This window comes from Saprospiraceae bacterium (assembly GCA_016713025.1).
Taxonomy (GTDB): domain Bacteria; phylum Bacteroidota; class Bacteroidia; order Chitinophagales; family Saprospiraceae; genus OLB9.
Map to the genome: position 1 here is coordinate 640,492 of JADJPZ010000004.1, position 23,390 is coordinate 663,881.

A 23,390-nucleotide genomic window follows, 5' to 3' on the forward strand; every position below is an offset into this window, starting at 1 on the left:
TCCGTCGAAAATTTTTTTATGGTAAAGCGGATAACGACTTGTTGGTATGCAGATGTAAACGCTCATAATGATTTCGCCACGGTGTAGCTACCTGATCATGTTTTTCGATAATTAAATAATCTATGCCAGCTTTATGTAAACTTCCGGCAGACGCCAAACCTGCTACACTAGCTCCAATAATCAGTACTTTTGCCTCTTGCATGTTCTAATTTTTAATAAATTTCAAATGTGAATCATCACAAAAAGGACCTTTCCCACATTCTTTACATTGACAAAGCCTATATTCTCTTTCCTTTCGTATGGTAAATTTTTGGGGTTGATACTTGGTACCATGGTGAGATCCATCGCAAAATGGCTGTGTTTTGCTATAACCACAAGTGCAGTAGAGATAATCGCCTTCTTTTAAAGTCAAAACTGCGGGTTCGAGTACCGTTGTTTTTTCAAATATATAATCACTTGACAATTCTGAACCCGGCTTGTCGGATTTTACCAACGGATAAAAAGTGTGAGCTGCCCATGAATCCTTAGGATCGTTTGGTAAGCCATATTCCGTCGGAAAAGCATGTTTAAAAGTGGCTGTACCAAAAAGCTGATCCCAAATCGAAAACATATTTCCAAAATTTCCATTAGGCTGACCAATATCGTCTATTTTAGATACTGCATGATGTGCATGATGAAAAGCAGGAGTGATAAAAATCCGTTCTAACACCTTAAGTATAGGCTTGAAGGCCGGTCTTTTGTGAAAAAAACTATCCCAAGTGGCTAGGCTATGCGATGATATCACAATTAATTGCTTCAAGACAATTCCGACTGCTACTGGTATAGCTAAACCCAAAAAAGTAGCTATTCCAAGCCACCACACATTGGGCATCATCATGTAGAAATAGATCGTCTCGCGGTAGGAAACCAAAAAGCCCATTTCCGTCGCTGCATGATGCGGACGATGGTGTTTCCAAAGCCACTTGTATTCATGAGAAGAGCGATGATACCAATATTGTAAAAAATCATCAACCAATAAAAAAAGGATCAACCCAAGCCAAAATGGTGTGTTTAATAAAATTTTTTCTTTACCAGGTATGATCAGTTTCATCAGCTGAAAAGCTAAAAACATAACTACTGGCTTGGTGATCACCATAAGAAAGAGAGTATTGATCGACTCAACCAATACATCGTCTTTGCTGCGCTTAGAAATGGAAAAATACCCGAAAGCTGCTTCTATAAGTCCGAAAACAAGCAGAATAGCAAATATAATATATACATGGTTTTCTGCTACTATATTTATCAAATCGCTCATATATTTTGGCTGATTACTTTTTATGCTTTATTTCTTTCTTTTTACATGCCAAAAATACATTATAAAGTTTTAAAAGTCAATTTTCTATATAGTCATAAATTGTTTTCATAACAAAAGATAATAAATGATAGCATCCACCTATTAAATCGACTTAATTTAATGGATTATTGCGCGCTTTCAAGTTGAGGAACCGAATCAAATGTGATTGTTGTTCAAAATATCTGCGGCAAAACTCCTCTTTGCTGGATTTGAGAAGGCTGTGGCGCAGTGACCACATTATCAAGATTAGGATAGATAAATCAATAGGAGTTTTCTATATTAGTACGGTATCTGAGGTACACGCATAAGACAAATAAAAAAGGCATAAACCAACCAAGATTTATGCCTTTTTCAAGCGCTAATTTGATTATTTTGAATGTGCTTTCTTAAAATCGATTAATGGTAAGTACAAACAAAAAAAACATTAGTTTCCTATTCTTCTTCAGATGCTGCAGGGGGTGGAGCTACAGGCGCTGATTTTGTCGGCGCTGATTTTGCTTTTGCCACTGGAGCTAAGGTTTCTTGTACTTCATTAAGTGCTGGAATGATGCTCACCCAAGTCCTTTCAGACTTTCCTTTTTTGAATGCTACAACTCCGTCCACTTTTGCATGGATGGTAAAATCTTTTCCTAAGTAGGCATTTTCACCGGCGTGGAATTTTGTTCCTCTTTGTCTCACCAATATGTTACCCGCTTCGGCCGATTGACCAGCGAAAAGCTTTACTCCTAATCTTTTGCTTTTACTATCCCGTCCGTTGTCCGAACTACCGACACCTTTTTTATGAGCCATTATTATTCTTTTTTTAAGTTAATGAATACCTGCCAACACTTCCGGTTACGCAGAGATAGAATCAATTTTAATTTTTGTAAAACTTTGTCTGTGACCGTTTTTCTTCTGGTAACCTTTTCTTCTTTTCTTTTTGAAGACGACCACTTTGTCACCTTTTTGGTTGCCGATGACAGTGGCACTTACTTTGGCATTGCTTATTACCGGCATGCCTACTTGAACAGAACCATTGTTATCTACCATCAGAACCTGATCGAATGACACGGATGACCCTGCAGCAGCTTCTAACTGGTGGACAAAAAGTTCCTGACCTTCTGTCACTTTAAATTGCTGACCAGCTATATTTACGATTGCAATCATTGTGAATAAATTTTAATTTTAAAAAATGACCGCAAAGGTAAGACTTATTCAATAATTAAACAAGTCTTTTAATGTTATTTTGAACGCTATCATTGAAAAACTTTATTTTTGCACTCATATTGTTACAAAGTTTTCCTTATGCCGGTCATCATTGATAATCCTGTAGTCAAAATTGCTCCTGAAATACTTAAGGATCTTAGCACGTTTACCTATGAAAAAGGTCAGGTGGTTGTTCATGGATTGACCAAAAAAACAACAGAAACCCAATATATAAGAATTTGGCCTACTACCTTCCTGTTTGACCTGCATTCAGATCACATTAGTGAATTGATCTATTATGAAAAAATCAGTGGTTTTCCTATTTGGACAGAGGTACCATCCAATATGGACTACCGTTTTACTTTGATTTTTGAAGGCTTGCCAAAAACTTGTACAGTCTTTGATCTGACAGAAGTAATACCTCAGAGTTATGGATTTTATGTGCCATCTGTTCAAAGGAATGAACAGGATGTGTACTTTCTGGATTTTAGCTGATTGGAGAAGCAAGTTTACTGCTTAATCAAAACATCACCTTCGATTTTAAGCTGGCCACCCTTCAATTCTACTTTGCCTGATGTCGGATGAGCCAGAATTTTGACATTTTTTAAAGTAGTTGTTCCATTTTGATTTAAAAATAGATGGCTGTTTGGGCTAAGTAATGTTATATTGTCTATATTGAGACTATGCCCCGATTTGTCGAATATCAGAGGACGAATATCACTTGAGTTTTTCAAATACACTGGTCCGGGATTCTGATTTTTTATTGTCAGATTTTTATTTGGAAAGGCTGGTAAGTAGTTCAACATCAGCGTATCACCTGTCAATGAAGCAGCAATAAGGATAGTATCACCGGCATTGGCACAGGAGATTTGCTCACGCAATGATCCGGCACCAAAATCGCTTTTGTTTGTAACTGATTTCTGACATGTGTTGAAGCTACTTGTTTTCATAGCGGCTGCAAAACAAGAAATCTGAGTACCGCCTGACATAAACCCAAACCCATCAGATGCAGAAAACGGATCCCAATAATATCCTGGTATGCCATACGCATTTAGTGCCTTGTGGATTGTGGATACATAATTGCATCTGCTTTGGGCAGCTGCACCAGTAGAGACGCCATACTCACCCAGCATCACAGGTCGTCTGTATATGTCACTCCACGTTCTGGCTGATTTGATGAGATCTGACAATTGGAGGCTATCACTTGAGTTTGATGGAAAAGCGAGACTTGGGAAATAAGATGGTGAAGTCCAGGATAATTGCTGGTGCGTAAAATTGTATGGCTCATACGAGTGGAAAGTATAAATAATATTTTGGTCATCCAGTGGATCAAATTCGGTCAATCCCTGCATACTGTTCCAGTGATTTCCGCCCATGATAAGGGTAAAAGGTTTTGTCGTCAGGTTTCTGATGGTATCAACAAGTGCACTCATCACTACTCTTAAATTGGCATTAGTGATGGTATTCTGGGGTTCGTTGTATAGTTCGAAAAATACTTTGTCCGGGTCGACATATTGGTATCTGTTGATGATTTGAGTCCAGATAGATTGTAATCTCGGAATCTCTGCGAGATAATTTTGATTAGTGAGGTTGATGCCGTGATGATTGTCAATTATAAGATTGAAATCCAATGCCTGAGACCATACTATGGCACTGTCTACAAGCTGCAATGTTACATGATTGGGATTGATGGTGTACGGATGATTTGTAGAAGCTATCTGTTCAAATATGACAGGAAGCCTGTAAGAGTTGAAACCCATGTTTCTGAGTTGTGTTACATTTGCCCTGTTGTATTTGCCGAATTCCGGATAAGCATTATATGGAATACTCCAAAATGCTTCAAGCCAATTGGATAAATTTACTCCTTTTTGCATTTTTTCATGTCGCGACCAGGTATCCATAGAAGTTTCAGCCACGATTGGTTTTTGTATAAATTTGATGTCATCAAAATACACTGTGCCTGAAAAAGTGCTGTTTGTAGTTACAGAAATATCAATAGCTGTGACATTGTTCAGCGTATAGTTTGTGCCATTTATTAATGACAAAAGAGGTATTTCTATGACTTTGTAGGCTGTAGTTGCATTTCCGAAATAAATTTCGTTACTATACTGAGGATTTCCGTTACTTGTTCTTAGTTTTATACTCAATATTTGGTCGTCAGACATACCTTTATATGCTATACTCAGATGTGTATTGCCATTAAAATTATGACCGGATGTAGTCCAGTTGGCCATGTCCAATCCAAAACCGGCCCATCCGTTGGCATTGCTGTATTGAAAGCGATAGTGGTTGTTGCCTTCGTAAGGAGATGAAGACTGAATTTGCATCAATGACCAATTTGTGTTCCCCGTCCAGGTACCAGTGATTTTACTTTGGTTGTCATTGTAGATAATATTTTGAGTGTTCGCAAAATTGAAAAAGTGTATAAAAATAATTAAAATAAAATTTTTCATAAAGTTTTGAATTGTCTAAAAGTTACAATTGTTACAATATTGTAATATTTATAACGAATAGTCAATCAATAATCCTACCAAAAAAAAAACTTTGAAAACTAGTTGAAGTTTTTTTAATTAAAAAACAGTTTTTAAAGTAGGAATGCGTACCTTTGCGCCGCTATTTACAAATCCATGCGTTTTGTATCATTGGTAACTTAATAAATTAATAAAAACATGGCAGTTTATTTAACTGAAGAGAAAAAAAATGAAATTTTTGCCGAGTACGGCGGAAGTGCATCCAACACCGGATCAATCGAAGGACAGATTGCTTTATTCACATTGAGAATTAAGGCTTTATCTGAGCATTTAAAGACCAATAAACATGACAACTCTTGCAAAAGAAGCATGTTATCACTTGTTGGTAAAAGAAAAAGACACCTTAAGTATCTAATGCATAAAGATATTCAGGGATATAGAAACCTCATTGAAAAATTAGGAATCAGAAAATAACTATATAAGTGGTAAAAAAGGGCTGAATTGATTCAGCCCTTTTTTGTTTGTTTTAAAAATATATATTTTGCTGTATTAATTATAACAGATTAAAGATTATCTTTATATTTGCAGCGTCAAGGTTCTTCGCCTCCCGAACCTATATATTTTTAGTCATAATTGTACACTATTGCATTCAGGCATGTGGATTGAATTGTATCCATTATTTTGTTCAAATATTATAATTTAAATTAATTTTTTATGGGAAATATTATTCCTACACAAACATCATTCAGACTTCCTGATGGTAAGGAAGTAGTCATTGAGACGGGTAAATTGGCCACGCAGGCACATGGTTCTGTAGTGGTGAAAGTGGAAAATACTATGTTACTTGCCACTGTGGTTGCGAGTTCTGAAGCAAAACCCGATCAATCGTTTTTTCCGTTATCGGTAGATTATCAGGAAAGATTTGCTGCAGCAGGTAAGATACCGGGCAATTTTTTCAGAAGAGAGACCAGGCTCTCAGACTACGAGATATTAATCTCAAGGTTGGTGGACAGAGCAGTGAGACCTTTATTCCCTGATACCTTCCTGAATGAGACCCAAATCATCATTCAACTGATTTCTGGTGACGCAAAGCATATGCCTGATTGTTACGCTGCCCTAGCAGCATCAGCGGCATTGTCAGTTTCTGATATACCCTTTGACGGGCCTATTTCAGAAGTCAGAGTGGCCAAAATTAACGGAAAATACATTGTAAATCCTGAAAGAGACCAATTGGCAACAGCTGATCTGGATCTGATCATCGCTGCCACCACCAAAGATGTCATGATGGTTGAGGGAGAAGCTAATGAATGTCAGGAGTCTGATATAATTGAAGCCATTAAAATTGCTCATGAAGCTATCAAAGTACAATGTGCTGCTCAGCTGACATTAGCAAAAATGGTAGGAGACAAAGCATTGATTAAGAGAGAAGTGATTGTGCCTGAAGAAGATACAGAACTTAAGGATATGATCAAAGGGATTGCCAAGGATAGATTATTGGTCATTTCTTCCTCTGCATTGGATAAGACTTCCCGTAAAAATGGATATAAAGAAGTTGGTAAAGCTGTAAAAGATGCCATCCTGCAACAAAAAGGAGAAGAATACGTAACTGAAAATGATGCTAAAATATCTGAGTACTTTGATAAACTGAAGAAAAATGTCATCAGGCAGATGGTTTTGGATACCGGCATCAGGTTGGATGGTCGTAAGTGTGATGAAATCAGACCAATATGGTGTGAAGTAGCTTATTTGCCGGCGGCCCATGGTAGTGCTATTTTCAACAGAGGAGAAACTCAATCCCTTACATCATTGACATTAGGTACAAAACTGGACCAGATGATGATAGACAATGCATTGGATAATTATTACGAAAAATTTATTCTTCATTACAACTTTCCCGGATTGTCCGTGGGTGAAGTAAAACCAAACAGAGGGCCGGGAAGAAGAGAAGTAGGTCATGCCAATCTCGCAGGCAGATCACTAAAGAAGGTGATGCCTGAAGGCCTGCCTTACACATTGCGTATAGTATCTGATATTCTTGAGTCCAATGGAAGTTCTTCTATGGCTACTGTTTGCGCCGGATCATTGGCATTGATGGATAGTGGTATAAAAATCAAATCGGCAGTATCAGGTATCGCTATGGGTATGATTGCCGAAGGTGGAAGATCAGCTATCCTTTCTGATATATTAGGTGACGAAGATGCTATAGGAGATATGGACTTTAAAGTAACCGGCACTTCTAAAGGTATCACAGGTTGTCAGATGGATATAAAAGTAGATGGTTTGCCTTATGAGACACTTGAAAAGGCATTAATGCAAGCTAAGGAAGGTCGTCTTCACATCCTTGGCGAAATGAATAAAACCATTTCAGTACCGGCTGAAGATTTGAAACCACATGCACCAAGGATGGTAGAGGTCGTTATCGATAAATCATTTATCGGAGCAGTGATAGGTCCAGGTGGAAAGATCATTCAGGAAATTCAGGCCCGTACCGGTACTATCATCAACATAGAAGAAGTAGGTGATAAAGGTATAGTGACTATAGCCAGTACCAATGCAGAAGGCTTACAAGGTGCAAAGGAAGCAATAGCAAGAATAGCATTTACGCCTTCAGTTGGAGATGTGTATGAAGCAGAGGTAGAGTCTCTGATGCCGTATGGAGCATTCGTTAAGTTTTTTGGTCAGAGTGGATTACTTCATGTATCTGAGGTGGATCACAAACGTATCGAAGATGTCAGCACAGTATTAAAAGTTGGTGACAAGATTCAGGTTAAGATCATCGGTACTGATCCTAAGACTGGCAAACTCAGACTGTCCAGGAAGGCATTGCTGGAGAATCCCCGAGATAAGCAGTAAGCAATCAGTTCTATATAACATAAAAAGAGAAGGGAGTTATACCAGTTGGTGTAGCTCTTTTTTTAGTGTGTATTACCTTGATATCAGAGAAAATACTCTTACATATTAAATTATCATGTATAAAAAATTTATAAAAATCGAACCCCTGAAAGAATTTTAGGTTTTTTTCAAAAAGATACAGATGTTTTATTGTGCCATTTCTGCAAAGAAGTATTATATTTATACCATAAACGTCTAGTAATGCAAAAGTATAAAAACATATTTGTGGCAGCCACCAGTCAGCATGTAGGAAAAACTACTTCTACACTCGGCTTGGTCTCAACTTTTATGAAAAAGGGGTTGAAAGTTGGATATTGTAAACCGGTTGGCCAAAAGTTTCTGGACATTCAAAACCTCCGTGTGGATAAAGACACAATACTATTTGCCGATCTGATCAATTTTGAAATCATTCCTGAAATGCATAGTCCTGTTATCCTGGGACCCGGGGCTACAGAAATGTATATTGACCATCCGGATGATTTCGATTTGGAAAAAATCATCATAAATGCAGAAAAAGAATTAAGTAAAGCGAATGAAATTGTAATATATGAAGGAACCGGACATCCAGGAGTCGGAAGTGTTGCCAATGTGTCCAATGCTAAGGTGGCCAGACTTCTGAATGCAGAAGTCATAATGATCGTAGAAGGAGGGGTAGGGAGTACCATTGATATGCTGAATATGACAACAGCATTATTTAGAGAAGAAGGTGTACCAATACTTGGAGTGATAGTCAATAAAGTCATTCCGGAAAAAATGGACAAGGTGCGGTATTATGTTGAAAAATGGCTGAACGCCCATAATCTTCCTTTGCTGGGATTAATGCCATATGAAAAAAAGCTGGCTTACCCTTTGATTAAAACTGTAGCAGAAGCCGTAAATGGGTTTGTAACTTACAATGCTGATTATGTCGATAATAAAGTGGAAAGTATAATTGCAGGATCACTTATCGACCTGAAGGAATTGAAGAGTTCTGAAGACTTATTGCTGGTTGTGGCAACCAGATCCATCAATGAAGCTATCAAGAAGATTGAGTTGATGGCACTTAATCATGGAATTCAAAATTGTCCACTATCAGGTATTGTGGCTACAGGCGAAGGGCAAATTGATAAGCATACTATCAAATATATAGAGAAAAATAATCTGCCATTGATAAGGACTGAATTGGATACGTACGGATCTTTCCTTCGCATCAGCAAGATTGAAGTAAAAATCAACCGATCTACTCCCTGGAAAATAAAAATGGCCATTGATCTGATCGAAAATAATATAGATTTAGACAGAATTTTGGAATTGAGTCTTATAAAGGATTAATTACATAAAATATTTTCTATATTTCTTTTATTTGTGTAGTTTTATCATTATAATTGCCTATTGATAATTTTAATCAAAAACCATAAGTATGAATCCTTCAAACAACGTCATTCAAAAAACACTTTGCCTTATTCTGGGTGGTGGTGCTGGTACCAGATTGTATCCACTCACAAAGGACAGGTCAAAACCTGCAGTACCGATAGGAGGGAAATACAGGCTCATTGATATTCCTATTTCAAATTGTCTGAATGCAGGACTTTTTCGTATTTTTGTGCTAACACAATATAACTCTGCTTCACTCAATAAACATATTAAAAATTCTTTCCATTTTGATCTTTTTTCAAATGGATTTGTAGATATACTGGCAGCAGAGCAGACAAGTGGCAACATGGATTGGTTTCAAGGAACAGCAGATGCAGTCCGACAATCTGCAAGAAATTTTGGATACTATGATTTTGACTACATACTGATACTTTCAGGAGATCAATTGTATCAGATGGATCTTCAGGAGATGATTAACAACCATGTCGAACAAGGAGCAGATGTCACCATCGCTACAATTCCGGTTGTTGCAAAAGACGCAACATCATTTGGAATAATGAAAGTAAACGGTGAAAATAAAATAGAAAGCTTTATTGAAAAACCTAAAATGGATCTACTTCCTGATTGGACATCAGAAGTCAGTGACGAACTGAAAGCTAAAAACAAGATTTATCTTGCAAGTATGGGAATTTACGTTTTCAGCAGACCTGCACTCAGGACATTGCTGACAGAAAACCCAAAGGCTGTAGATTTTGGTAAAGAACTCATCCCTGACTCCATCCATAAAGGTATGAATGTAGTAAGCTATGCTTATGATGGATACTGGACAGATATCGGAGACATCAGATCATTTTTTGAAGCCAATATAGCTTTGGCTGATGATATTCCGGAATTCAACATGTTTGACAATGTCAATAAGATTTTCACCAGGGCAAGATTATTGCCACCGGCCAAATTCACATCTGTGACGTTTTCAAAAGCAATTGTAGCTGAAGGGTCTATAGTTCAGGCTAAATTAATTGAAAATTCCATAATCGGTATCCGTTCCAGAATTGATGATGGTACTGTTATTAAAAATTCTTATATTATGGGGCATGACTATTATGAATCACTCGAAGATTTGGCTTCACCTGGTAAAATTCCTATGGGTATAGGCAGGAATTGTTATATCGAAAATGCGATAATAGACAAACATGTCAGAATTGGAGACAATGTGATCATCAGAGGCCATGATAATCTTGAAGATGTCGAGACAGAAAATTATGTTATCAAAAAGGGCATTGTTGTTGTAAATAAAAATGCTGTGATACCGGACGGTACAATTATTGGAAATAGATAGGTTGTTTTATTATGTTGGATCTTTAGGCCTTGACTAAAGTGTTTTCGATATCGCACAAGTACTTTTACTGCTAATACAATTGCAAAAAAGATTGGTAATCAGGAAGTTTCCTAAAACTTCCTGATCATATATCATATAGCATTTTTGTAGAGGTTACACATGATTGGTTTGAAGTTCTACTGATATAGGATTTTTGGTTTTATGATGCTATAGCCAAAAGTATTATATAATGCAACAAGAAAAATCACCTTTAATGTTGATATTAGTCATATTTTGTACTTATAAATAGATGTACTTTTATTTCAAAATTAAGAGTTATGAATACCGAGATGCCAATCAAAAAAATAAAAACATCCAAAATAGTGTATGTTAGACCTGAAGATACCATGATGAGAGTAGAAGATATTTTTGATAATTTTTCAATTCATCATATTTTAGTAGTAGAAAATGAAATTTTGCGCGGCATCATAAGCAAGTCGGATTTACTGAAAGTGTACATATCTCATGCCAATGAAGGTAAGGTGCCTGATCGAAATAAAATTTTTGCTAACGATATTATGACTCAAGATCCTATTACTCTTGATACAGAAGATACCATCGGGTTGGCTGCCGATCTGTTTTTATCCAACAAGATTCACTCAGTACCTGTGCTCAATGGTGATCAACTAAGCGGAATTATTACTAACCATGATCTGTTGAAGTATTGTTTCAGGTAAGGTGTGTTTATAATTTTTAATACTTGTAAATCAATAAATTATGGTTCTGGTAATAAATAATCATTGCATTTAGCCTGCCTGCCGATTAGGCTTGGGCTTGGGGTTGAAAAAATGGAATTTTTATTAAAGTGCCACTTTGGGATACACCTCTTTAAATTGACTTTGTTGAAAAGAAGCACATCATAACTTAAAGAAAGCCATAGGAAATTATTTCAACTTTGCTTTACTAACGCTACCCGCCGAAGCAATCGGGCAGGTCCTAGCCCTGAAAGGAGTACATCGCTTTGATTAAAAATGAAGATGGTGGGTCATCTACTATTGTATACATTTTGAGTAAGGATGAAGTTTATATTGACCCAAAGCGGTAACACCTTGCTTGTCTTTACATTGATTTAAAAACCGGACATTTATCGTCATGAACATTTATCGTCATAATAAAATTAAGACATGAGTACCATCGTATTTAGGGAAATAAATTCTCGTCGGTAAATAAAGATCGAAGCCCTGACAAAATAGCAGGGCTTCGATCTTTGTAAGAGTTTAAATATGTTGTGTTTGTATCAATTTTATCAAAAAGATGTTAGAACCTGGCACTTCTATTATAGGATTTTTGAGACATCATCAAGATTCTTTATATTTTTTGATAGCAGTTGTCAATCGTGGTACCACTTCAAATAAATCACCCACCACACCGTAATCGGCTGCTTTGAAAAACGGAGCTTCAGGATCTTTGTTGATCACCACAATGACCTTACTGTTATTGACACCGGCAAGGTGCTGAATGGCTCCTGAAATACCTGCTGCGATATACAGATTAGGCCTGATGGCAACTCCTGTCTGACCCACATGTTCATGATGAGGGCGCCAGTGAGTATCTGCTACTGGCCTCGAACAAGCAGTCGTCGCTCCCAAAACTGAAGCCAGATCTTCTATAATGCCCCAGTTTTCAGGACCTTTCATGCCTCTTCCGGCTGATACAACTAATTCTGCTTCGGGCAGAGGAACGATACCTTCTGATGTTTTTCTTTCTATCACATTCAGAGATGTAGGTGGAAATGTCATTTCGACTTTTTCAACTGGTGCATCGCTACCGGCTGCTACAGGCTGGACTGAATTACCCATGACAGATATTACTTTTTTATCAGTGGTGATGGCGTACTGGACGATCGCTTTTCCTGAAAAGACAGATTTTGTCACTGTGAACCCATTGGAAGTATCAGGCAATGCATTGGCTCCGGAAACATTTCCTGCATTCATTTTTATCGCCAACCTACCTGTGAGAGATTTTCCATTGGCAGTTTGTGAAAGGATGACAGTATTTGATCCTTGATTTTCAGCAACCTGAGCAATGATCTTCGCGAATACCTGAGCATCGAAATCAGGTTGGCTATCAGGATTGATATGTATTACCTTGCTGACACCATACTGGCCAACTGATCCCGGGGTATTAGCGCTACCTACGAACACACCAATACATTGGGTACCTAATGATTTTGCAAGTTGAGCACCGTAATATGATACTTCGTACCCGGTTTTTTTGATTTGTCCCTTAGGACTTTCTATATATACTAATACAGACATGATTTATTATTCTTTATTTGATAAAAAATTAAATGACTTTTGCTTCTTCATGCAGCAATCTGACCAATTCATCCATATTTTCCGGATCTACCAGTCTTACACCTGACTTGGCATTCGGCAAGACAAATTTTTCAGTTTTTACTCTTGGTTCAGTTTGAGTGGGTTGCAGCACCTGCAGCGGCTTGCTTTTTGCCATCATGATACCCTTCATATTGGGAATTCTCTGTTCTGCTATTCCTTTTGCTGAAGAGAGCACCAATGGTCCTTCGACTGAGCACACTTCCACACCACCTTCGATGTCTCTAGTCACCATGCTGGTAGACCCATTCAATTCCAATTTTGATACATATGAAACGTAAGGTAAGTCCAGCAATTCTGCAACCATAGCACCGACCTCACTACCATTGTAGTCTATAGTTTCTTTGCCCAGAAAGATGATGCCAAAATTTTTATCTTTTGCATAATCGGCAATATTTGCTGCTACAGTAAAGGCGTCATGTGGCTCTGTATCTATTCTCACAGCATCATTTGCACCTATAGCTAATGCTTTACGTATGATGATGTCATTGGACGCATTGCCTACGTTGATCACTGTCACGGTTCCACCATGTTGCTCAGACAGCTCTATGGCTCTTACTAAGGCATACCATTCATCGTATGGATTCATGATATAATTGATACCATCACCATTATACTCAGTGTCATTATTCTTAAAAGAAATTTTGGACGTAGTATCCGGTGTTTTACTAATACACACTAAATAGTTCATTTTGAAAATTATTTTAATTGATTAAACATGTCAATATCCAATTCAGTTTAAACGTACTCTTATACAGAAAAAACATTTTATAATAATTAATATATAAATGCTATCGATTAACTGATTATAATAATAACTTTGTGCAAAGATAGTATACAATTTTCAAAAATTTAACTCAGAGTTAAAAAAAATAATGAGTAAAAGATTAGAGTTGCTCCAAAACATGCTTAAAAATGATGAAAATGATTCATTTCTGCATTACGCCATCGCCAAAGAAATGGAGAGCCTTAGCAATTATAATGGGGCTTTAGCACATTTTAAGTTTATCAGCAGTAATGATCCTGGTTATGTCGGCATGTATTATCATCTGGGCAAACTATATGAAAAAATGGAAGAACAGGAACTTGCATTGGAAGCATATACCGCAGGAATCAATGTGGCTAAAAAGATACCAGACTTCCATGCCTTGTCAGAACTCAATAACGCAAAACTAAATCTGGAGATGGAAATGTAATCCACATTCCCTTCTCCCTTCTCCCCGTTCCCTTCTCCTTTCTCCATGTTCCCTAAAATGATTTCGGCTCCTCGCTGTTGCGCTCAATCACCATTTATTTTTTTAATAATCACTGTTTTTCCTTTCTCCTTTCTCCCTTCTCCCTTCTCCCTTCTCCCTTCTCCTTTCTCCCTTCTCCTTTCTCCATGTTCCTTTCTCCTTTCTCCCTGTTCCTTTCTCTCGTTCCTATCTGCTTTCTCAAAGTTCCCTAAAATGATTTCGGCTCCTCGCTGTTGCGCTCAATCACCATTTATTTTTTTAATAATCACTGTTTTTCCTTTCTCCCTTCTCCCTTCTCCTTTCTCCCTTCTCCTTTCTCCCTTCTCCTTTCTCCCTTCTCCTTTCTCTTTTCTCCCTCCTCCTTTTTCCCTTCTCCCTTCTCCCTTCTCCTTTCTCCTTTCTCCCTTCTCCCTTCTCCCTTCTCCTTTCTCCCCGTTCCTTTTTCCATCCTCCTTTTTCCCTTCTCCCTTCTCCCTTCTCCCTTCTCCCTTCTCCCTTCTCCTTTCTCCTTTCTCCCCGTTCCTTTTCCTTTCTCCTTTTCCCTTCTCCTTTCCCCTTTTTCCCTGTTCCTTTCTCCTTTTTCCCTTCTCCTTTCTCCCTGTTCCCTTCTCCTTTCTCCCTGTTCCTTTCTCCATCCTCCCTGTTCCTTTCTCCTTTTTCCTTTCTCCCTTCTACTCCCTTCTTCATATTTATCAATAACTAATACATTAATAAAAAATATATATATCAAATTATCGTTTTTTAAGAAGCGAATGGCGTTAAATTTTCGTTAATATTGTGGGATTTTTCTGCTCACAACAGAATAATCTTTTGAAACCAAATTTTTTATTTATTTTCTAACAAAACATATTGATTATGAAACATTTGATTTTTTCAATTTTTATGATTTTAATAAGTACAGCTTTTGTGTCTGCACAGCGGACCATTAGTGGTACAGTGACTGATGAAGCCGGGGTTCCCCTCATCGGTGCCAATATCCAGGCTAAGGAAGCTTCTGGTGTAGGTACTATTACAGATGTTGATGGTTCTTATAAGCTTCAGATACCTGATAATGTCAAAATGCTGGTATTTAGTTATGCTGGTTATTCAACCAAAGAAATGGAAATCGGTTCTGCAACTGTTATGAACATGATTTTGGCTGAAGGAAAACTTCTTGACGAGATTGTCGTGGTAGGATATGGAACACAGAGAAAAAGTGATCTCACCGGATCCGTAGCTTCCATAAAAGGTACTGATGTGGCATTGGCTCCGGTTCAGAGTTTTGACCAAGCTTTGCAAGGTCGTGCTGCTGGTGTTCAAATCACCACACCCAATGGAGTTTTGAACAATCCACCAGTGATCAGAATCAGAGGTACAAACTCAATTAACCTGAGTTCTCAGCCTCTAATTGTTATAGATGGGGTTCCTACATTTACTGGTAATCTTTCACAGAATTCAGCAGGTAATAACCCTTTGGCGAATATTAACCCTGCAGACATCGAAAGTTATGAAGTACTTAAAGATGCTTCTGCCAGTGCCATTTACGGCTCCAGAGCGGCTGCCGGAGTTATCCTTATTACAACTAAGAAAGGTAAAAAAGGAAGTACAAAAGTCAACTATGATGGATGGTTAGGTTATACTGAGCCATTCAGATTGTTTGAGTTATTAAATGCTTCCCAATATCTTGAAATTAAAAATGAAGGATTAGCGAATGCAAACAATCCAGCAAGATATATCGGCGGACAGTATGCTGATGGTACACCTGTAGATACAAGATGGTACGACCATACACATCAGACAGGGTTTTCTCATAACCATAATTTGAATTTTTCAGGTGGTTCTGAATCTACATCTTACTACTTATCAGTGGGATATTCTCAACAGGAAGGATTTCTCAAAGGAAGTGCTTTTGATAGAATCACAACCAGATTGAATCTCGATCACCAACTGATAAAAAGAGTTAAAGTCGGTACTAATATTTCTTATGCAAATACTGAAAACAATGGTCCTAACTCAGGAAGTTTTGGTAACGGATTTAGTATTGCTGGATTAGGACGTCTGCCTTTAGTGCTTCAACCAATGCTATCCCCTTTTGTAAATGCAGAGGGAAAAGGTTCTCAAACAAAAGATCCTGGTTTTGATTATAACATCAACTCCGCCAACACAATAGGTGGAATGGGCAATACACTTGCAGTCAGCTTTTATAATCCTAATTTTATATTAGATATTAACCAACAAACATCATCTAATAATCACTTTATAGGAAATATTTATGCTGATTTTGAGATATTGAAAGGCTTAAATTTTCGCACCACTTATGGTTTAGACCAGCTTGGTATCGAAAATCTTACATTTTGGGACAGAAGACACGGTGATGGTTTTGGAAATGGAGGATTAGCAACAAATATTTATGATAAACTCAACAGATGGAACTGGCAGAATACTCTAAGTTACAATACTACTATTGCGTCACTTCATAATATTAGTTTATTATTAGGTGCTGAGGATCAAAGGACTATTAGAGATAGATGGGGAGCCCAAAGAACTCAAATTTCTGATCCGTTTTTTACTACCTACCAAGGAAATTATACAACAATAAATCCTGCCGGCAATTTTCAGACAGAAAACTTCCTAACTTCATTATTTACTAGAGTTAATTATAGTTATGCAAATAAATATTTTGCCACTTTTAATGTAAGAAGGGACGGATTTTCAGCGTTTGCAGAAGGCAAAAAGTTTGGTACATTCTATGGTGGTTCTGTAGGTTATACTATTAGTGAAGAAGATTTTTGGAAAAATAGTCTGGGATCTTCTATCAATCACTTTAAACTGCGTGGTAGCTATGGTGTTGTGGGTAACAACGCTGTGGATGATTTCGCGTCACTTTCTTTATTTGGCTCAGGACTATATGGAGTAAGCCCTACATTGACATACGGACAGGCTGGTAACCCAAATTTAACTTGGGAGAGCAGTAAAAAACTCGACGTTGGATTTACAATCGGGCTTTTTGAGGACAAAATCCAGGGAGAATTTGCGTATTACAAAAACAATGTAGATGGCTTGATACTAGGAGTACCACAGGCACCATCAAAAGGTATACCAGGTAATAGTGTGTTGGATAATGTTGGATCGATGGTCAATAATGGAATAGAAGCCACCATAACCTACAATGCTGTAAGATCTACTAATTTTGATTGGTCAGTGAGTTTGAATTTTACAACACAGCATAATGAAGTGTTGTCTTTGGGTGCTGATGGTTCTGATATACAAGGAGCTACATCAGGTCTTGAAGTTGCAAATATCACAAGAGTTGGCGAATCTTTGGGTAGCTTGTTTCTCGTTCAGACAGCTGGTGTAAATCCTGCCAATGGACAGAGAATCTTTTTGCGTCGTGATGTCAAAGATGGAGTTGCTACATTTACACAAGTCCAGTACAACCATGCAGCAGCAGCTGCTGACAGGTGGACATTAGTATCTGATGGAACACGAACGGGTGCAGCTTCAATAGCTAATAGCGGTGTTGTATTTGGGCCAACATTACCTACGTATTATGGAGGGTTGAACAATACTTTCAGATTTAAATCCTTGGATTTAGGAATCATGTTTCAGTTTTCAGGAGGTAACTATCTTTACAATGGAACAAAAGCAGGTCTTAGAGATATGCGTCAATGGAACAATCACACAGATATGCTCGACAGGTGGACACCTCAGAATACAAGCGGCAGTATACCGAGAGTGGTATTCGGCGATAATGTTTCTAATGGATCAGCATTACCAATCACTGAAAATCTTGAAAAGGGAGATTTCATTCGCTTGAGAAATGTAATTCTTGGTTATAACCTTCCTAAATCCTGGATGAATAAAATCAATTTAACAAGTGCAAGATTGTATGGACAAATTCAGAATGCTTTTGTCATTACTGATTATACCGGATCAGACCCTGAGATATCTTCCAATGGGGATACAAACATTGCCCCGGGTGTAGATAGAAACTCCGTCGGACAAGGTCGTAGTTATACATTCGGATTACAGGTTGGATTTTAATATTGCAATGACAAAAGAATAAAAGATGAAATGACCATGAGCAGTCCGTTACGGCGGACAAATCAGTGATGATTTTTCTTCATGCAAATTCCATTTGAATTTTTAAATAAAAATAAAAAATAAACAGATGAAAACATTATATAAAATTTTAATTGTTTTAAGTATTCCACTTTTCATCATTTCATGTAATGATGATCTGCTTGAAACTGCACCGGTTACCAATTTTTCAGACCTGACAGTTTTTGATAATGTAGATAGGGTAGAACAACAGGTAAACGGACTATACGCTTCAGTAAAAAATGGTAATTTTCTTGGTGGTAGGAATTTCGTCTATCATGATATCAGATGTGAAAACTTCCTTAACGAAACAGCTAATAACGTAACGGGATTTTCAGTGTGGAATCACACAGTACAGCCGTCTAATCAAAACGATGTAACAAACCTTTGGAATCAGGCGTATCTTGCTATTAACAGAATGAATGTGTTTATCGAAGGTTTGGATGCAAATGCAGCTAAATTGAAAGGTTTGGGAGTCACAGATGCTACTTTAAATGCTTATAAAGGAGAAGCCAGATTTTTAAGAGGACTTTCGTATTTCAGCTTATTGCAACTGTATGCTTCACCTTTTGCAGACGGCAATGGCTCCAAACTTGGTGTGCCACTTCAACTAAAAGGTAATGTGTCTTCAGGTGACAATAAATTGGAGCGCGCATCTGTTGGAGCAGTCTATACTCAAATAGTTGATGACCTCAATTTTGCTGATTCAAACCTTCCTGCAACTCGAGCTTCTGCTCTTTTAAATTCTACCAGGGCAGTAAAGAGTGCCGCTATCGCCTTAAAAACCAGGGTTTACCTGCACATGGGAAGATATGCTGATGTGATCGCAGAAGCAAATAAAATAGTAAGTGCAAATGCACCATTTACTTCATCAGCTGGAATCGCACACACCCTGGCACCTGCTGTGGCTGATGTTTTTAAGACACCATATACTCATGTAGAGAGAATTTTTAATTTTCCTTTTACGGAAAATGATCTGCCGGGTACTCAGAATGGTTTAGGTTCATATTACAATCCTGGTCCAAGAGGTATTGGAGATTATTCTATGAACACCAATGGTCTGATGAAGGATACCATAGGCTGGAGAAATAATGATGACAGACGTAGTTTTATATTTTTAGTTACAACTAAGAGATATTGGAATAAATTTCCTGCTGGTCCACAGCATTTGGACTTTGTACCTGTCATCAGATATGCGGAAGTATTGCTTAATTTGGCTGAAGCAAAAGCAAGAACAGCTGGCCTCGATGCGCAGGCTTTAGCATTGTTGAATGCAGTAAGATCAAGATCTAAAGGAAATACCTATACAAGTTTTGCAACAGCAGCCGATCTGATTGAAGCGATCTTGCTCGAAAGACAGATTGAATTCCTTGGAGAAGGCTTCAGAGGTATTGACCAACAAAGACTACTTAGACCACTTCCCGCCAAAGGAAGTGTTACTGCTATAAATTCAAATTCTCCAGCCTATATCTGGCCTATTCCAGCCGGGGAATTATTGGTTAATAAATCGTGTGTTCAAAACCCGGGTTATTAAATCTTGGGGTTTATGAAATATTCAAAGGGAGTGCAAGCAATTGCCTCCCTTTTTTAATAATAACCAGTTTCACAGCTCCTCCCTTCCCGTCCTCCCTTTTCTCCATCCTCCTTTCTCCATCCTCCTTTCTCCCTTCACCAAGTTTCGTTCTCCTTTCTCCCCGTTCCATCATCCAAGTTCCCTTCTCCTTTCTCCCTTCTCCTTTCTCCCCGTTCCTTTCTCCTCGTTCCTTTCTCCTTTCTCCATTCATTATCAAAAATTAAAACATTATAAAAAATATTATATGTTAATTAGCCGAATTTAAAGCAGCGTTTTACGTTAAAAAATAGTTAATATTGTGGTGTTTTTAGATGTTTGCCGCCAGGTGACTCTATTTACTCAAATTCTCATTTTTTAAACCAAATATTAACACGCATGAAACAATTTTTATTTACACTTTTTATTTTGGTTGGCACTATGGGTATGACGTCTGCCCAGCGGACAGTATCCGGTATTGTCACGGATGAAGCCGGAGTATCGCTGATCGGAGCCAACGTACTGGTGAAAGAGTCACCTGCTGTGGGTACCATTACTGATGTGGACGGGTCGTTTTCCCTTCAGATTCCATCAGGTGGAACAACGCTAGTGATCAGTTATGCAGGATACTCTACAAAAGAAATTCTTTTGACTGCTGATGCAAACTATACCATTACACTTGCTGAAGGTCAGTTGCTTGACGAGGTTGTTGTCACTTCATTTGGTACTACGACACGTGAGAGATTTACAGGTTCTGCTGCATCTTTGGGAGCTGAAAAGATAGGCCTCAGACCTGTTACGAATGTAGGGCAGGTGCTCACAGGTATTGCAGCAGGCGTTCAGTCCACTTTCGGTAGTGGTCAGCCTGGTAGTGCGCCTGCTATCAGAATCAGAGGATTTGGATCTATTTCTTCCAGCCAGGATCCGCTTTATGTTATTGATGGTGTGCCTACATCTATTAATATCGCCAACTTAAATGCTGACGATATTGAAAACGTCACTGTATTGAAAGATGCTTCTTCTACTGCACTTTATGGATCAAGAGCAGCCAATGGCGTGGTACTGATCACTACCAAAAAAGGTAAAAAAGGCAAAAATTCTATCAATGTGAAGTACACCAGAGGACAATCAGGTAGAGCAGTTGCTGAATACGACAGGATCGGCCCAGCCGATTACTACCCGATTATGTGGGAATCATATAGAAACAGTTTGGCATACAGAGCGGCCAATCCTGTTGCCATTGCAACCGCAAATACCACAGCATCTAAAGATATAGCGGGACTACTGGCGTACAATGTTTACAATGTGCCTGGTGCTGATTTGGTAACCACAGAAGGAAAATTAAATCCAAATGCACAGTTATTGTATTCAGAAGATGATCTTAATTGGGAAAAGCCTATGATTCGTAACGGAGGACGAGATGAAGTCACGCTGAATATGTCAGGAGGAACAGAAGATTCTGATTATTATTTTTCATTAGGTAGACTTAAAGATGAGGGTTTCCTCATTAGGACAAGCTATGAAAGATATACAGGTAGATTGACTTTCAATTCTAAACTCAAGTCATGGATTAAAGCAGGAGCAAATCTTGGATATACGTATTCACTAAGTCAGGACAATGATGCAGGAGGCAATTCAAGTTTCGTAAACCCATTTTTCTTTTCCAGAGGTATGGGCCCTATCTATCCCGTGTACGCTTTTGACCCTGCAAAGCCAGGATCATTTTTGCTGGGTGAAGATGGAAATAAAAGATGGGACTATGGTAACCTGAATGCTTTGGGACTTCCCAACAGACCACAATATGGAGGAAGACATGCTATTGCTGAAACATTAATGAATACTAATGATTTCAGAAGGAATGTATTCACCGGAAGAACTTATGCGGACTTTTCATTCCTGAAAGATTTCAAATTGACATTAAATGCAGGTCTGGACTATACCAACAGGTATGATAATACTTTCCAGAATCCTGAGATAGGTGACGGCGCTCCTGCTGGTAGAGCTACCACGAGATATTTTAACGGAACTTCTCTCAACTTAGGTCAAATACTTAATTATAAAAAACATATCAACAGACACAATTTTGATGTTCTCCTTGGGCATGAAAGTTTTCATTTGCAAAATAATGAACTTACCGGATCAAGATCACAACTTATTGCAGCTGGGAATACAGACTTAATTAATTTTACTACCACTACTGACCTGAGTTCTATTACAGATAACCGAGCTATAGAGGGATATTTTTCAAGGTTGAATTATGATCTTGATGAAAAATACTTTATTTCCTTATCTGCCAGAGCAGATGGTACAAGCCGATTTGCACCGGATAAAAGATGGGGAACTTTCTACTCAGTGGGTGCTGCATGGAGAATTGATCAGGAGGGCTTTATGAAAAATATCAGTTGGGTTGACAACCTAAAATTAAGAGGATCATTTGGACAGACAGGAAATGAAGATGTAGGTTCATTTTATGCATATCAAAATTTGTATATCCTTGGTTCGGGAGTTAATAATGCTGCCGAAGCAGGACTCATCCAAGATAGATCACCAGGAAATCCGAATTTGCAATGGGAAACAAATAATGCTTATGACCTTGCGTTGGAGTTTGGGCTCCTAAATAAAAAAATAACAGGAACAGTAGAGTATTTCTTTAAAGAGTCCAGCGATTTATTATTTAATGTCCCACTCCCATTTTCTACAGGATTGACAAGTCAATTTGCCAATATCGGAACCATGTTCAATAGTGGAATTGAATTGGAATTAAACGTTACCCCGGTAAGAACCAAAGATTTTGAATGGACTGTGTCTGCTAATGTGACTGCAATGAAAAATCAAATTACAAAAATGCCTGAATCGTCTCCTACCATTGTCGATGGCACAAAAAGACTGGAAGTCGGGAGATCCCTGCAAAATTATTATCTTAGAGAGTTTATGGGTGTCAATCCTACTAATGGAGAAGCTGAATACAGGGCAATAACATTGAATCCGGCCAACAGCCGAATAACTGCTGCGGGAGATACTGTAACAAGTAATATTAATAATGCCAGATTCAGAGCGATGGATGCTGAAGCTATTCCTGATTTTTATGGAGGTTTTTCCAATAGTTTTTCATACAAAGGCATCACACTTTCCGCACTTTTTGTATATCAGTTGGGAGGAAAAGTGTATGACGGAGCTTACGCAGGCTTGATGGGAGTCGGTGGATATGGAAGTTCAAAACATCCTGACATCCTCAACAGGTGGCAGAAAGAAGGTGACATCACCAATGTACCGCGTATGGACAATGGACGTACCGCAGACTTCAATGGTGCTTCTGACAGGTGGCTGATAGATGGAACTGCCCTAAGTTTAAGAAGTGTAACTCTCGCATACAATCTGCCCCAATCATTGCTGAAAAAGGTTAAATTGGCCAATGCCCAGTTTGTATTAAGTGGAGAAAATCTGGCTATATGGTCAAAACGAAGAGGTATGAATGCATTTGATGCATTTTCCGGAGTTACTTCCAATACTTATTCATTTGCAAGGACTTTTGCCGGTGGTATTTCATTAACATTTTAATCACCTTAAAAATACATTAT

The 23,390-nt window shown here is 38.1% G+C and carries 19 protein-coding genes; 10 read left to right on the top strand and 9 right to left on the bottom strand.

Going from position 1 to position 23,390, the window contains the following annotated elements; genetic code table 11:
• Positions 1-16: 16 nt before the first annotated feature.
• From IPK35_09105 to rplU, 4 genes are all read right to left on the bottom strand, one after another.
• Positions 17-202 (bottom strand): FAD-dependent monooxygenase, encoded by a 186-nt coding sequence (locus IPK35_09105; GenBank protein MBK8053412.1) that lies wholly within the window; start codon positions 200-202, stop codon positions 17-19.
• Between the two features lie 3 nt (positions 203-205).
• Complete coding sequence (locus IPK35_09110; GenBank protein ID MBK8053413.1) at positions 206-1,294, bottom strand: sterol desaturase family protein; 1,089 nt, start codon at positions 1,292-1,294, stop codon at positions 206-208.
• Between the two features lie 471 nt (positions 1,295-1,765).
• Positions 1,766-2,122: a 50S ribosomal protein L27 gene (gene rpmA, locus IPK35_09115; protein ID MBK8053414.1), complete on the bottom strand. Its 357-nt coding sequence runs from the start codon at positions 2,120-2,122 to the stop codon at positions 1,766-1,768.
• A 45-nt stretch (positions 2,123-2,167) separates the two neighbouring features.
• The gene (gene rplU, locus IPK35_09120) at positions 2,168-2,479 is read right to left on the bottom strand and encodes a 50S ribosomal protein L21 (GenBank protein ID MBK8053415.1); all 312 of its coding nucleotides are present in this window, start codon (positions 2,477-2,479) and stop codon (positions 2,168-2,170) included.
• Positions 2,480-2,629: 150 nt separating this feature from the next.
• On the opposite strand from rplU, the gene IPK35_09125 reads away from it, so the two are divergent.
• Positions 2,630-3,013: a hypothetical protein gene (locus IPK35_09125; protein ID MBK8053416.1), complete on the top strand. Its 384-nt coding sequence runs from the start codon at positions 2,630-2,632 to the stop codon at positions 3,011-3,013.
• 14 nt (positions 3,014-3,027) lie between these two features.
• On the opposite strand, the gene IPK35_09130 is transcribed toward IPK35_09125, so the two are convergent.
• On the bottom strand, positions 3,028-4,971 hold the full coding sequence (locus tag IPK35_09130; GenBank protein ID MBK8053417.1) for a cellulase family glycosylhydrolase: 1,944 nt from the start codon (positions 4,969-4,971) through the stop codon (positions 3,028-3,030).
• A 216-nt stretch (positions 4,972-5,187) separates the two neighbouring features.
• Between IPK35_09130 and rpsO the strand changes: the two genes are divergently transcribed.
• The 5 genes from rpsO (at position 5,188) to IPK35_09155 (ending at position 11,289) form a co-directional block, all read left to right on the top strand.
• Positions 5,188-5,463 (top strand): 30S ribosomal protein S15, encoded by a 276-nt coding sequence (gene rpsO / locus IPK35_09135; GenBank protein MBK8053418.1) that lies wholly within the window; start codon positions 5,188-5,190, stop codon positions 5,461-5,463.
• Between the two features lie 240 nt (positions 5,464-5,703).
• Positions 5,704-7,842, top strand: coding sequence for a polyribonucleotide nucleotidyltransferase (gene pnp, locus IPK35_09140; protein MBK8053419.1), 2,139 nt, complete (start codon positions 5,704-5,706; stop codon positions 7,840-7,842).
• A gap of 240 nt (positions 7,843-8,082) precedes the next feature.
• Positions 8,083-9,192 (top strand): AAA family ATPase, encoded by a 1,110-nt coding sequence (locus IPK35_09145; GenBank protein ID MBK8053420.1) that lies wholly within the window; start codon positions 8,083-8,085, stop codon positions 9,190-9,192.
• Between the two features lie 88 nt (positions 9,193-9,280).
• Positions 9,281-10,573 carry a glucose-1-phosphate adenylyltransferase gene (locus IPK35_09150; GenBank protein MBK8053421.1) on the top strand — a complete coding sequence of 431 codons (1,293 nt, stop codon included), beginning with the start codon at positions 9,281-9,283 and terminating at the stop codon, positions 10,571-10,573.
• Positions 10,574-10,890: 317 nt separating this feature from the next.
• On the top strand, positions 10,891-11,289 hold the full coding sequence (locus tag IPK35_09155) for a CBS domain-containing protein (GenBank protein ID MBK8053422.1): 399 nt from the start codon (positions 10,891-10,893) through the stop codon (positions 11,287-11,289).
• Positions 11,290-11,910: 621 nt separating this feature from the next.
• Here IPK35_09155 and IPK35_09160 read toward each other — a convergent pair.
• Positions 11,911-12,870, bottom strand: a complete 960-nt coding sequence (locus IPK35_09160) for an electron transfer flavoprotein subunit alpha/FixB family protein (GenBank protein MBK8053423.1) — start codon at positions 12,868-12,870, stop codon at positions 11,911-11,913.
• Positions 12,871-12,898: 28 nt separating this feature from the next.
• Entirely contained in the window at positions 12,899-13,639 is a 741-nt protein-coding gene (locus IPK35_09165) for an electron transfer flavoprotein subunit beta/FixA family protein (GenBank protein ID MBK8053424.1), read from the bottom strand.
• A gap of 184 nt (positions 13,640-13,823) precedes the next feature.
• On the opposite strand from IPK35_09165, the gene IPK35_09170 reads away from it, so the two are divergent.
• Positions 13,824-14,144, top strand: a complete 321-nt coding sequence (locus tag IPK35_09170; GenBank protein ID MBK8053425.1) for a hypothetical protein — start codon at positions 13,824-13,826, stop codon at positions 14,142-14,144.
• Between the two features lie 304 nt (positions 14,145-14,448).
• Here the strand turns inward: IPK35_09170 and IPK35_09175 are convergent, their stop codons facing one another.
• A complete protein-coding gene (locus IPK35_09175; protein MBK8053426.1) occupies positions 14,449-14,913 on the bottom strand; it encodes a hypothetical protein in 465 nt (154 codons plus the stop codon).
• A 125-nt stretch (positions 14,914-15,038) separates the two neighbouring features.
• Here IPK35_09175 and IPK35_09180 point away from each other — a divergent pair, with 125 nt between their 5' ends.
• Together IPK35_09180 and IPK35_09185 are read left to right on the top strand one after the other, a co-directional pair.
• A complete protein-coding gene (locus IPK35_09180) occupies positions 15,039-18,206 on the top strand; it encodes a SusC/RagA family TonB-linked outer membrane protein (GenBank protein MBK8053427.1) in 3,168 nt (1,055 codons plus the stop codon).
• 127 nt (positions 18,207-18,333) lie between these two features.
• The gene (locus IPK35_09185; GenBank protein ID MBK8053428.1) at positions 18,334-19,797 is read left to right on the top strand and encodes a RagB/SusD family nutrient uptake outer membrane protein; all 1,464 of its coding nucleotides are present in this window, start codon (positions 18,334-18,336) and stop codon (positions 19,795-19,797) included.
• Between the two features lie 10 nt (positions 19,798-19,807).
• Here the strand turns inward: IPK35_09185 and IPK35_09190 are convergent, their stop codons facing one another.
• Positions 19,808-20,047 (bottom strand): hypothetical protein, encoded by a 240-nt coding sequence (locus tag IPK35_09190; GenBank protein ID MBK8053429.1) that lies wholly within the window; start codon positions 20,045-20,047, stop codon positions 19,808-19,810.
• Positions 20,048-20,211: 164 nt separating this feature from the next.
• Here IPK35_09190 and IPK35_09195 point away from each other — a divergent pair, with 164 nt between their 5' ends.
• Positions 20,212-23,370: a SusC/RagA family TonB-linked outer membrane protein gene (locus IPK35_09195; protein ID MBK8053430.1), complete on the top strand. Its 3,159-nt coding sequence runs from the start codon at positions 20,212-20,214 to the stop codon at positions 23,368-23,370.
• Positions 23,371-23,390 lie beyond the last annotated feature (20 nt).

What these genes read in the sequence shown, in the direction of transcription:
- IPK35_09105 (MBK8053412.1), bottom strand. Translation starts at nt 202, where the DNA reads ATGCAAGAGGCAAAAGTACTGATTATTGGAGCTAGTGTAGCAGGTTTG.
- IPK35_09110 (MBK8053413.1), bottom strand. Translation starts at nt 1,294, where the DNA reads ATGAGCGATTTGATAAATATAGTAGCAGAAAACCATGTATATATTATA.
- rpmA (MBK8053414.1), bottom strand. Translation starts at nt 2,122, where the DNA reads ATGGCTCATAAAAAAGGTGTCGGTAGTTCGGACAACGGACGGGATAGT.
- rplU (MBK8053415.1), bottom strand. Translation starts at nt 2,479, where the DNA reads ATGATTGCAATCGTAAATATAGCTGGTCAGCAATTTAAAGTGACAGAA.
- IPK35_09130 (MBK8053417.1), bottom strand. Translation starts at nt 4,971, where the DNA reads ATGAAAAATTTTATTTTAATTATTTTTATACACTTTTTCAATTTTGCG.
- rpsO (MBK8053418.1), top strand. Translation starts at nt 5,188, where the DNA reads ATGGCAGTTTATTTAACTGAAGAGAAAAAAAATGAAATTTTTGCCGAG.
- pnp (MBK8053419.1), top strand. Translation starts at nt 5,704, where the DNA reads ATGGGAAATATTATTCCTACACAAACATCATTCAGACTTCCTGATGGT.
- IPK35_09145 (MBK8053420.1), top strand. Translation starts at nt 8,083, where the DNA reads ATGCAAAAGTATAAAAACATATTTGTGGCAGCCACCAGTCAGCATGTA.
- IPK35_09150 (MBK8053421.1), top strand. Translation starts at nt 9,281, where the DNA reads ATGAATCCTTCAAACAACGTCATTCAAAAAACACTTTGCCTTATTCTG.
- IPK35_09155 (MBK8053422.1), top strand. Translation starts at nt 10,891, where the DNA reads ATGAATACCGAGATGCCAATCAAAAAAATAAAAACATCCAAAATAGTG.
- IPK35_09160 (MBK8053423.1), bottom strand. Translation starts at nt 12,870, where the DNA reads ATGTCTGTATTAGTATATATAGAAAGTCCTAAGGGACAAATCAAAAAA.
- IPK35_09165 (MBK8053424.1), bottom strand. Translation starts at nt 13,639, where the DNA reads ATGAACTATTTAGTGTGTATTAGTAAAACACCGGATACTACGTCCAAA.
- IPK35_09170 (MBK8053425.1), top strand. Translation starts at nt 13,824, where the DNA reads ATGAGTAAAAGATTAGAGTTGCTCCAAAACATGCTTAAAAATGATGAA.
- IPK35_09180 (MBK8053427.1), top strand. Translation starts at nt 15,039, where the DNA reads ATGAAACATTTGATTTTTTCAATTTTTATGATTTTAATAAGTACAGCT.
- IPK35_09185 (MBK8053428.1), top strand. Translation starts at nt 18,334, where the DNA reads ATGAAAACATTATATAAAATTTTAATTGTTTTAAGTATTCCACTTTTC.
- IPK35_09190 (MBK8053429.1), bottom strand. Translation starts at nt 20,047, where the DNA reads ATGAATGGAGAAAGGAGAAAGGAACGAGGAGAAAGGAACGGGGAGAAA.
- IPK35_09195 (MBK8053430.1), top strand. Translation starts at nt 20,212, where the DNA reads ATGAAACAATTTTTATTTACACTTTTTATTTTGGTTGGCACTATGGGT.